This window comes from Arsenophonus nasoniae DSM 15247, from assembly GCF_000429565.1.
GTDB classification, from domain to species: Bacteria; Pseudomonadota; Gammaproteobacteria; order Enterobacterales; family Enterobacteriaceae; genus Arsenophonus; species Arsenophonus nasoniae.
Window position 1 is genome coordinate 1 of record NZ_AUCC01000095.1, and the last position, 10,346, is coordinate 10,346.

The following is a 10,346-nucleotide window of genomic DNA, read 5'->3' on the forward strand; positions in this document are numbered from 1 at the left end:
AACTCATTAACATCCCCGAAGCAGCACCGCTGCGCCGCTCACGCGTAGCGTGCTACGTTCAAGAAACTAACTTATTGGAGATAGTTATGTTGAAAAAAATTTTTTTAACGCTAGTCACCACAATTTTGCTATTGAGCATTAATTCAGCAATAGCCGCAAATTATAAAATTGATAATGAAGGTCAACATGCTTTTATTCAGTTTCGCATCCAACATTTAGGTTACAGTTGGGTTTATGGTAGTTTTAAGAATTTTACCGGTAGTTTCACCTTTGATGAAAAAAATCCACAAAATGATCAAGTCAAGGTGGTGATCAATACTGCAAGCATTGATACTAATCATGCAGAACGCGATAAACATTTGCGTAGTGCCGATTTTTTTAATGTAAAAAAATATCCTGAGGCAACTTTTATTTCCACTAAGGTCAGTCAAGTCAAGGGTGCTTATCATATAGAGGGGCAATTGACGTTAAATGGGGTAACAAAACCATTAGTACTTAATGCTATCTTAATCGGAAAAGGTGACGATCCATGGGGGGGCTATCGTGTAGGTTTTGAGGCAACTGGAAAAATTAAATTGAAAGATTTTAATTTTCAAAAAGATCTCGGGCCTAAATCGCAAGAAGCTGAACTTATTATTTCTCTTGAAGGTGTTAAATTACCATAAAATAAAAGTAATATCGAAAGAGCCTGTATTGGCTCTTTCAATTATTTTGAAAAAATAACAGTATATTAAATAAACTATTTTAATTTATGGCTATTTAATGAATAGTAACTTGATTGTATTTAAATTTTATTTTTACTCTGTAACAACTAATAAGCAATAAGGTATTGCTGTTAATTTTCACCAGCAATATGAAAATTTTTTTTACAATTATTCTCTTTAAATTTTCATTATACTCAAGTTTATTGGTTTTAATTTTGCTATGCTGATAATTAAAAACAGAGAGAAGGGCGTTATATAATGAGATTTAATCTATTAATTTTCTTCATCAGTTTTTTGTTGCTGGGTTGTGAACAACAATTAAAACTAAATGGCAAAAATAAGCAATTATTACGTTCTTCTATTGCTGAAGTACGAGATTCTCTCTCTTTTGAAAAACAGCAGCAATTTGATGAAGCTATTGATATTACTATGTTTAATAGTATTAATTTTGATGAATATCGTCAACTTGGTGAAAGAGCTGCTTCAAGAGCATTGGAAAAACGGATTTGCCGCACCTTAGATGGTAAAACAGCAGAACAAGTTATTAATGAAGCAAAAAAGATAAAAATAGATCGTCTGGCGTTTGATGAACATTTGCTTTTTTAATTAAATAACTTACGATTTTAAATATATTTTCGTTTATTAATTTAGCTGATCGATTCTATTATTTATCAACTTAAACAAAAACTAAACCATAAGTAACACTATAATTGGAAAAGTTATTTAGCTTCATTATAATCTGCCCGAGTTAATATTAATTTTAATATTAAGCACGGTGCAGTATCTCGTTAGGCGAGGCTCCTATACAAACATAGGTTGCTGATCTGACGACGTCGAGAGACGCCCAAGATCAGGACAGGATATATCGAGTCAAGGTGTATCCCCATGTAACTTCCTGCTGGTTGCAGGATACGTTGTATAGTGCTAAAACTGAGACGTTGAGATAGCTTAATATTCTCGCATCTGGTTTTGCCCCTATTTGAGAACTGTTTGCAGTTTATAACAGTGATAGGGTTTCGAAAATGAAGTTAACATCCCTACAAAAAACGGCACCCAGTGTGGTGTGTCCGGCAAATAGTCATGCAGAAAATTTCAATGAGCAGCAGCATAATAATTTTGATGAAGTAAAAGTTAGTGCTTATATGAGTCAATCCTATATCGCTGTTTCTATGAATGATTCTGTTGCTGCTATTAAAAATAATCTGGCTAATATACTTACCGGCGATCAGATCCCGACTTATCTTTATGTTATTGATAAAGATAAATATCTAAATGGTCTGTTATTGATGAAAACATTATTAACCTCATCGGATGAACTACTAGTCTCAGATATTATGCGACGTGATTTCTTTTCTGTTTCACCAGAACAATCACGTGAAGAGGTTTTTGCTCTACTTAATCATTGTGATGTTGATTCTATTCCGGTTGTGGAGTTTTCTAAACTAAAAGGGGTATTGCGCGCGCAAGATATCGCTGAATTAATTGAGGATGAGAACACCCAAGATGCCCACCTGCAAGGAGCAACTCTACCTTTAGAAGTGCCTTATATGTCAACCAGCCCAATAACATTATGGCGTAAACGCGTTGTTTGGTTATTGATGTTATTTGTGGCTGAAGCTTATACTGGTACAGTATTGAAAGCTTTTTCCGATCAGCTGGAATCGGCTATTTCATTAGCTTTTTTTATTCCCTTATTAATTGGCACTGGTGGCAATAGTGGTACTCAAATAACTTCTACTTTAGTTAGGGCAATGGCGCTAGGAGAAGTGAGTTTACGTAATCTAGGTGCAGTGCTTAAAAAAGAGATATCTACGTCCTTTTTAGTGGCATTAACGATAGGTTGTGTTGGCATATTTCGTGCTTGGATCCTGGATGTTGGCTATCAAGTTACCCTTGTTGTTGGTTTGACTATGATGGCAATTACTGTATGGAGTGCGATCGTTTCTTCTATTATTCCAATGGTACTAAAACGATTGAATATTGATCCTGCTATTGTTTCTGCGCCTTTTATTGCTACTTTTATAGATGGCACAGGATTAATTATTTACTTTGAAATTGCGAAGTTGATTATGACTGATTTAGCTTGATCAATCAGGGAGAGTGAATTGCTCTCCTATTGATTTTGCCAAACGAGATATTGACCACATTTTTTGCAAATATACTCCCCTTTACCGTGTTGGATTTTGTTGTGCCGGCGTAGGGTTAATTGATGTGATAGGTCGCACTGGCAATGGTAATGAAAGATCTGCTTACGAATAGAGGTTAAAGCAAACTGATGTGTTGTCTGCGGTAGAACTTCCAGGATCACGGCCATCATCCATTTCCATTCTTTACCATGCGGGGCTGTTTTACCAAAACAGTGATAAACCAATAAGTGGGCTAACTCATGGGGAATAACTTGATTGATAAAAATCTCACCATTTTCAATCAGTAAAATCGGGTTAAGCCGAATTTCCCATGCTTGTAGATGGGCACTACCGGCAATGGTTCCTCGCTGTCGGTAATTGATCAATGGTTCTGTAAAGGTTTTTTCCAATTTAGTACTCGCTGTAGCCAGTTTGTTGCGCAATACTCGCATGACAATCTGTTGTAAAGCGATCGGTACTCGCTGTGATTTCATATTATTAACATAGTTAAATGGACAAAGAGTCAGCTCAGAATAAAAGAAATTAATTTATTATGGTCTTTATTAAATAAGTATTGGAAAAATTCAATAACCAATTGTTATTTTTATCTAGATCTAAAACAGCAAAAGGGAGAGTTATCTAACTGTCCCTTTGCTGTTTTAACAAGATAAAATCGACTACTCGTTAGTTAAACCTGCGGCTGCACGAAGTTCAGCAACTTTATCTGTTTTTTCCCATGGAAATTGAGAACGGCCAAAATGTCCATATGCTGCGGTTTGACGGTAAATAGGTTGTAATAAATTGAGCATTTTCACTAGACCATAGGGACGTAGATCAAAAATTTCATGTACTAAATGAACAAGCGTGTCATTGGCTATTTTTTCTGTACCGAAAGTTTCGATCATGATGGATGTTGGTTCAGCGATACCAATTGCATAAGAAATTTGAATTTCACAGCGATCAGCCAGTCCTGCGGCAACAATATTCTTTGCTACATAGCGCGCTGCATAGGCAGCAGAACGATCGACTTTAGAGGGATCTTTACCAGAAAAAGCACCACCACCATGGCGAGCCATGCCACCATAAGTATCGACGATAATTTTACGGCCGGTTAAGCCACAATCGCCCATTGGGCCACCTATAACAAAACGACCTGTGGGATTAATAAAATATTTGGTATTTTTGTGGAGCCATTCTGTCGGTAATACTGGCTTAATAATTTCGTCCATTACGGCTTCTGATAAGGTGTTTTGTTTAATTTCCTCAGCATGCTGCGTAGATAAGACAATGGTATCAATGCCCACTATTTTATTATTTTCATATTGGAAAGTAATTTGACTTTTAGCATCTGGGCGTAACCAGGGCAAAGTACCATTTTTTCGCATTTCAGCTTGCCGTTCCACTAAGCGGTGGGCATAAGTAATTGGCGCCGGCATAAGAACATCGGTTTCGTTATTAGCATAGCCAAACATGATCCCTTGATCGCCAGCGCCTTGTTCCGAAGGATTTGCGCGATCTACGCCTTGATTAATATCAGGCGATTGTTTGCCAATTGCACTGATAACAGCACAGGAGTTGGCATCAAAGCCCATATCGGAGCTGGTATAGCCGATTTCGCGTATTGTACGCCGCGTAATTTCTTCTATATCTACCCAGGCGCTGGTCGTAATTTCACCGCCAACCATTACCATACCTGTTTTTACATAGGTTTCACAGGCAACGCGTGCATTTGGATCTTGTTCAAGAATTGCATCGAGAACTGCGTCTGAAATTTGGTCAGCAATTTTATCAGGATGACCTTCTGAGACTGATTCAGAAGTGAAAAGATGTGTGGTCATAGATGTTTTATTACCTTAAAAATTCGGAGAAACTGAATTAGATGTATTACCATCCAGACGTCCATTTTAATGTTAATTTGGCGCTATGGCTAGCGGTTTTTTATATTTGTTTATCGTTAAAAAACGGATTCGCAAAATAGAGATAAATTTGTTGATGTTTTATTCAATTTGATTTTGCATTTTTCTTTTAATAGAGGTATAAACAGCGCGATAACTGATGAACTTTTTTTCTCATCAGCGTTATGCGGTAGTATCGATATTGATGCTACTTCTCAATTTAAAATGGTTACGTTCTGAGATTGAATGTTCTTAAGCCATATTTTGAGGTGAATGGGTAATGTTCCATTATCAGCAAATAGCAAATTACCAATTATCACAGCTTAATGTCTGTGTACCCGCTTCTATTTCCTTTCTCTATATTACGGCTGCTAGACGAAATTATAGGTCGTACTCGAGACAGACTAAAATCATTTATTGATAAGTTATTTTGTAACTTTCAATAACAGAATGATTGTTGAATTGTCATTAATCCTTTTAAATAGAGTTATTGCTGTTTCCTGCAGTTTTAAAATTTGCACAGAATATTACCTTGTTAGATCTGCTAAGTTAGGAAAGAAGTGAAACTCATACTCCATTTCAGGAGATAACTATGAAGAATAATATCGCGCGTAAAATGCAACAAACCTACAATATTGCATATTGGGGAGGTGGCTATTACCAAGTTAATGAACAAGGTAATATTAGTGTGTGCCCAAATCTTGACCAACCTGAAGCAAAAATTGATTTAGCCGCATTAGTTGAACAAGTACAGGAAGAACAGCAACATCTACGTTTGCCGGCACTTTTTTGTTTTCCGCAAATTTTACAACATCGATTGCGATCAATTAATGCTGCATTTGAACGGGCGCGTCGTGATTACGGTTATCAAGGTGATTACTTTCTTGTCTACCCAATTAAAGTAAATCAGCAGCGGCGAGTGATTGAAACTTTAGTGCGATCAGGAGAACCTTTAGGTTTAGAAGCGGGCTCCAAAGCAGAATTAATGGCTGTATTAGCCCATGCTGGTATGACAAAATCAGTAATTGTTTGTAATGGTTATAAAGATCGGGAATATATTCGTTTAGCGTTGATTGGCGAAAAACTTGGGCATAAAGTCTACTTAGTGATTGAAAAAATGACTGAGATTGACCTAGTTCTGGATGAAGCGAAAAGATTAGATGTGATTCCTCGTTTGGGAGTAAGAGCGCGTTTGGCATCACAAGGTTCGGGGAAATGGCAAGCGAGTGGTGGTGAAAAATCAAAATTTGGTTTGGCAGCCGCTCAGGTTTTACAGTTGGTTGATACATTAAGAAGTGTCGGGCGTTTGGAAAGTTTGCAATTATTACATTTCCATTTAGGTTCTCAGATGTCTAATATCCGTGATATTGCGACAGGCGCTAGAGAGTCAGCTCGTTTTTATGTTGAGCTACATAAATTAGGTGTCAAGATTGAGTGTTTTGATGTTGGCGGTGGTCTTGGCGTTGATTATGAAGGTACGCGTTCGCAGTCGGATTGTTCTGTTAACTATGGTTTAAATGAATATGCCAATAATGTTATCTGGGCGATAGGTGAAGCTTGTGATGAACATGGGCTAGGGCATCCAACGGTCATCACCGAGTCAGGTCGAGCGCTAACCGCTCATCATACCGTATTAGTTTCCAATGTCATTGGTGTTGAACGTAATGAGTTTACTAAGATCACGCCACCACCAAAAGATACCGAGTTATCGCTTATTTCTTTGTGGGAAACTTGGAATGAAATGCAACAGGGAAATGGTCGTTCATTGCGTGAATGGCTGCATGATAGTCAACTTTCATTATATGACGTGCATACCCAATATGCCCATGGCATGTTGAATTTGACAGAGCGTGCTTGGGCTGAGGAGCTCTATCTTAATATTTGTCGTCGTATTCAGCAGGATTTAGATCCCAGTAATCGCGCTCATCGTCCTATTATCGATGAATTACAAGAGCGGATGGCTGATAAGCTATATGTGAACTTTTCGCTATTTCAATCTATGCCGGATGCATGGGGTATTGACCAACTTTTCCCCGTATTGCCAATTCAAGGATTAAATGCGCCATTAGAGCGTCGAGCGGTATTATTAGATATTACCTGTGATTCAGATGGTATTATTGACCATTATATTGATGGTGAGGGTATCGCTGCTACCATGCCAATGCCTAATTACGATCCGGAAGAGCCGCCAATGATAGGATTTTTTATGGTAGGAGCTTATCAAAAAATATTAGGTAATATGCATAATTTGTTTGGCGATACAGCGGCGATTGATGTCTATATTGATAATTCAGGTGAAGTCAGATATTTACAAAGTGAAGAGGGAGATTCAGTGGCGGATATGCTCCATTACGTCAAGTTAGATCCTAAAATGCTATTGACGCTTTTTCGTGATCAAGTTAATAGTAAGGATTTGACGAAAAGTTTAAAGGAACAGTTTCTGGCTGAATTTGAGACAGGATTATATGGTTATACCTATTTAGAAGGTGAGTCAATATAAGTTAGCCAAGGTGATTTAGCAAAGTGAAATAATTTTATCCGGTGCGCTGTAAAACCTGGTTCTTTAGCGCGGGGAGGATGCCAAGGAAAAGCGCAGTAGTCTTATATAGTAAAGGTTACTCACTAATAAACAGTTTGAGATAAATTATATGATTAATAATACATTAAATAATCAGGAAGATAACTCTTTAGTTTCTAATGCCTTTGGTTTCATGCGTTTTCCACTTCATTTTTCACCTTATGATAGTGATGCAGAATGGGTGATCACCGGTGTTCCTTTTGATATGGCGACATCAGGCCGTGCCGGCAGCCGGCATGGGCCGGCTGCTATTCGACAAGTATCAGCAAACCTGGCATGGGAAGGTAAACGTTGGCCATGGCAGTTTGATCTCAGAGAGCAGTTAAAAATAGTTGATTGTGGTGATCTGGTTTTTGCTTTTGGCGATGCACAAGATATGAGTGATAAGTTGCAAGCCCATATCGAAAAGTTATTGGCAGCCGGCAAAAGATGTTTAACCTTTGGTGGCGATCACTTCGTTACTTTACCTTTATTACGTGCCCATGCTAAGCATTTTGGTAAAATGGCGTTGGTTCATTTTGACGCACATACCGATACCTATAGCAATGGTAGTAAATTTGATCATGGTACTATGTTTTATCATGCGCCTAGTGAAGGGCTCATTGATGCGACTCACTCCATTCAGATTGGTATTCGGACTGAATATGATAAAGACAATGGTTTTACGGTGTTGGATGCGGCTTATGTGAATGACGCACGGCCGGAAGATATTATTGCCCAGATAAAGTCTACAGTGGGTGAATTACCTATATATTTAACCTTTGATATCGATTGTCTGGATCCGGCTTTTGCGCCGGGTACAGGAACACCCGTTGTCGGTGGATTAACCAGTGATCGTGCCTTAAAATTATTGCGGGGTTTGCAGCCATTAAATATTGTTGGTATGGATATTGTTGAAGTGGCTCCAGCTTATGATCAATCTCAAATCACTGCCTTAGCAGCGGCGACCATCGCATTGGATATGCTTTATATTCAGGCGACTAAAAAATCCTAACTCAACCACATAATTTTACAACAAAAATGTGCCATTTATGGCACATTTTTATTTGTACTTAAGTCAACTAGTTATCTATTAAATTGAAACAGTATTCGTTAAGTCATGCAATCAATCTAAATTTATTTTTTACTTATTAAAGGTAGCTATTTGGTTATATTTTTTGTAATAAATTAGGTAATCTATTACTCTTTTTGTGATAAAAATGAAGTATAAATGCTTAGTGTATCTAATAATTCAATCTTAAATGCCACCTATCATCGACAAATGGCAGTCGAATCTGCTGATTCTGCTGGTTATCAGGAAAGTCAGCCAATAACAGGCATTCCAGCAACACATTTAAAAACGCTTTCTAATTATGCCATTCAAAAAAATCTCATTTATGGTATTAGACCGATTAGTCCCTTAGCGACATCTTTAATAGAAGCCGGTTATCCGACTAAGCCACTTAGCATTAAAGGAAAGAGCGCCGATTGGGGGCCTCAAGCCGGATTTATTTGTGTTGATCAAAATTTTAGCAAGCTCGTCGGACAGCCAGAGCGAGTGGAAAAGTATAATGCCTTGATCCGAAAAAACATAGAAAATGGCGAGGCGGTATATGTACCTTTAACGATAACCCGTGACAGGATCAATGAATTGATTAAGTTAACTTGCCTCGACTTATCTCAACCGTATGGTGATAAAATGGTTTTGTTAGCGCGATCACCAACTGGACAGGAATATCAATTTGAAGCTATTTATCAATCTAATAGTAATAATTACTATCGAATAGAAATAGCTGGGAAACCCATTTATGTCTTAAGTGAACCGGAAATACACGAACCCTTTGTGCCTGACTATGATTTATTATTAGTCGCTCCTCATATTGGCGATTATGGCACGCTTGATACTGTGGTACCGAGTGAACGTAATGATGTCAAATTAGGAACCGCAAACCAGCGTTTGCTGAAATTAGCCGATGATATTCATCACGCATTGGATCGCGATGAACAGCATAAACTTATTCATCATGGATGAGATGTGAATAATGAGTCATCAGAATTGACAGACAATTTTCCAGTGACGCTATTTTTGCCTAAAGTGATTGGAAAATATAGTATAGCTATGACCACTAAAAAATAGACGTTTCTTTAAGAGTCTGCTCCATAGCATTTTCTAATAATAATTTAGAATTACGCATTAATTTTCTAATTGAATTTTTAATTTTATGCCAATAATGTTCTATAGGATTTAAATCGGGAGAATAGGGAGGCAAGTAAATAAGCTTTATTCCAGCTGCTTGCATTAAGTTTTTAATTTTTTCTGATTTATGGAAAGAGGCATTATCAATGATAACCGTTTTTCCTTTCGTTAATTTAGGGATCAAAATATTTTCAATATATAGTTCAAATACCTGTGTATTACAGTGACCTTGAAACATGAAGGGCGCCATAAAATCTTGATTGCATAACGCGCCTATCATGCTAATTCTTTTTTTATAATGGCCTGGCTGTGCTTCATAATATCTTTTACCAATAGCGCTGTAACCATAGGGATAAAAATCATTATCATTCATCCCTGATTCATCGACAAAGACCCTTTGCTCAAGGCAAACAGCTTTTATTTCAGCTAAATAGGCCGCGCGTTTTTCTTCGCTTCTTTCGGCATAAGTTTGGCTCTTTTTTTTCTAGAATAACCTATTTTTTTCATCGCTCTTCCTATCGTTGATGAGCCTACACGATAAATTTCGGCCATTTCTACTTGCGTATAATCTCCATGGTGGGCAACAAATTCACGAAATTCATTTAAATCTTTTATTCCATGGCTATGTCCTTTTTGAAAACCTGTTTGTGGGTTTAAATGACCTTGAATTTTTTCTAAATAAAGCCAGTTATACAGCGTTTGTCTTGCTATATTAAAAATTTTGCATACTTTTATTTTGTTCATTCCTTCATGAACCGCTTTCACTGCACGTTCTCTTAGATCTACGCTATATGACATTGTTTTATACTTATTAAAGTATTTTATTTTAACAATAATTTTGACCATTTGTTAATGGGTAGCGCTATA

General features: G+C 37.3%; 10 protein-coding genes and 1 riboswitch. Of the genes, 6 read left to right on the forward strand and 4 right to left on the reverse strand.

The annotated features are described in order from the left end of the window. The first annotated feature begins 86 nt into the window (after positions 1-86). From G468_RS0114450 to G468_RS0114460, 3 genes are all read left to right on the forward strand, one after another. Positions 87-665, forward strand: a complete 579-nt coding sequence (locus G468_RS0114450) for a YceI family protein (protein WP_034250096.1) — start codon at positions 87-89, stop codon at positions 663-665. Positions 666-962: 297 nt separating this feature from the next. Further along, the gene (locus G468_RS0114455; protein ID WP_026823696.1) at positions 963-1,310 is read left to right on the forward strand and encodes a DUF6694 family lipoprotein; all 348 of its coding nucleotides are present in this window, start codon (positions 963-965) and stop codon (positions 1,308-1,310) included. Positions 1,311-1,481: 171 nt separating this feature from the next. Continuing rightward, a riboswitch (M-box (ykoK) riboswitch) is annotated at positions 1,482-1,654 on the forward strand. 72 nt (positions 1,655-1,726) lie between these two features. Continuing rightward, a complete protein-coding gene (locus G468_RS0114460; RefSeq protein ID WP_026823697.1) occupies positions 1,727-2,791 on the forward strand; it encodes a magnesium transporter in 1,065 nt (354 codons plus the stop codon). Positions 2,792-2,817: 26 nt separating this feature from the next. On the opposite strand, the gene G468_RS0114465 is transcribed toward G468_RS0114460, so the two are convergent. Together G468_RS0114465 and metK are read right to left on the reverse strand one after the other, a co-directional pair. Beyond that, positions 2,818-3,324, reverse strand: a complete 507-nt coding sequence (locus G468_RS0114465) for a SprT family zinc-dependent metalloprotease (protein WP_026823698.1) — start codon at positions 3,322-3,324, stop codon at positions 2,818-2,820. Between the two features lie 183 nt (positions 3,325-3,507). Continuing rightward, positions 3,508-4,668, reverse strand: coding sequence for a methionine adenosyltransferase (gene metK, locus G468_RS0114470; RefSeq protein WP_026823699.1), 1,161 nt, complete (start codon positions 4,666-4,668; stop codon positions 3,508-3,510). A 649-nt stretch (positions 4,669-5,317) separates the two neighbouring features. On the opposite strand from metK, the gene speA reads away from it, so the two are divergent. The 3 genes from speA (at position 5,318) to G468_RS21240 (ending at position 9,314) form a co-directional block, all read left to right on the forward strand. Then, positions 5,318-7,225, forward strand: coding sequence for a biosynthetic arginine decarboxylase (gene speA, locus G468_RS0114475; protein WP_026823700.1), 1,908 nt, complete (start codon positions 5,318-5,320; stop codon positions 7,223-7,225). A 148-nt stretch (positions 7,226-7,373) separates the two neighbouring features. Continuing rightward, positions 7,374-8,297 (forward strand): agmatinase, encoded by a 924-nt coding sequence (gene speB, locus G468_RS0114480; RefSeq protein ID WP_026823701.1) that lies wholly within the window; start codon positions 7,374-7,376, stop codon positions 8,295-8,297. A gap of 216 nt (positions 8,298-8,513) precedes the next feature. Beyond that, positions 8,514-9,314, forward strand: coding sequence for an anthrax toxin-like adenylyl cyclase domain-containing protein (locus G468_RS21240; protein ID WP_051297131.1), 801 nt, complete (start codon positions 8,514-8,516; stop codon positions 9,312-9,314). 94 nt (positions 9,315-9,408) lie between these two features. Here the strand turns inward: G468_RS21240 and G468_RS0114490 are convergent, their stop codons facing one another. Both G468_RS0114490 and G468_RS23465 read right to left on the reverse strand, forming a co-directional pair. Continuing rightward, a complete protein-coding gene (locus G468_RS0114490) occupies positions 9,409-9,900 on the reverse strand; it encodes an IS630 family transposase (protein ID WP_026821750.1) in 492 nt (163 codons plus the stop codon). 5 nt (positions 9,901-9,905) lie between these two features. Next, positions 9,906-10,277 carry an IS630 transposase-related protein gene (locus G468_RS23465; protein ID WP_034249224.1) on the reverse strand — a complete coding sequence of 124 codons (372 nt, stop codon included), beginning with the start codon at positions 10,275-10,277 and terminating at the stop codon, positions 9,906-9,908. Between the last annotated feature and the right edge of the window lie 69 nt (positions 10,278-10,346).

What these genes read in the sequence shown, in the direction of transcription:
- G468_RS0114450 (WP_034250096.1), top strand. Translation starts at nt 87, where the DNA reads ATGTTGAAAAAAATTTTTTTAACGCTAGTCACCACAATTTTGCTATTG.
- G468_RS0114455 (WP_026823696.1), top strand. Translation starts at nt 963, where the DNA reads ATGAGATTTAATCTATTAATTTTCTTCATCAGTTTTTTGTTGCTGGGT.
- G468_RS0114460 (WP_026823697.1), top strand. Translation starts at nt 1,727, where the DNA reads ATGAAGTTAACATCCCTACAAAAAACGGCACCCAGTGTGGTGTGTCCG.
- G468_RS0114465 (WP_026823698.1), bottom strand. Translation starts at nt 3,324, where the DNA reads ATGAAATCACAGCGAGTACCGATCGCTTTACAACAGATTGTCATGCGA.
- metK (WP_026823699.1), bottom strand. Translation starts at nt 4,668, where the DNA reads ATGACCACACATCTTTTCACTTCTGAATCAGTCTCAGAAGGTCATCCT.
- speA (WP_026823700.1), top strand. Translation starts at nt 5,318, where the DNA reads ATGAAGAATAATATCGCGCGTAAAATGCAACAAACCTACAATATTGCA.
- speB (WP_026823701.1), top strand. Translation starts at nt 7,374, where the DNA reads ATGATTAATAATACATTAAATAATCAGGAAGATAACTCTTTAGTTTCT.
- G468_RS21240 (WP_051297131.1), top strand. Translation starts at nt 8,514, where the DNA reads ATGCTTAGTGTATCTAATAATTCAATCTTAAATGCCACCTATCATCGA.
- G468_RS23465 (WP_034249224.1), bottom strand. Translation starts at nt 10,277, where the DNA reads ATGTCATATAGCGTAGATCTAAGAGAACGTGCAGTGAAAGCGGTTCAT.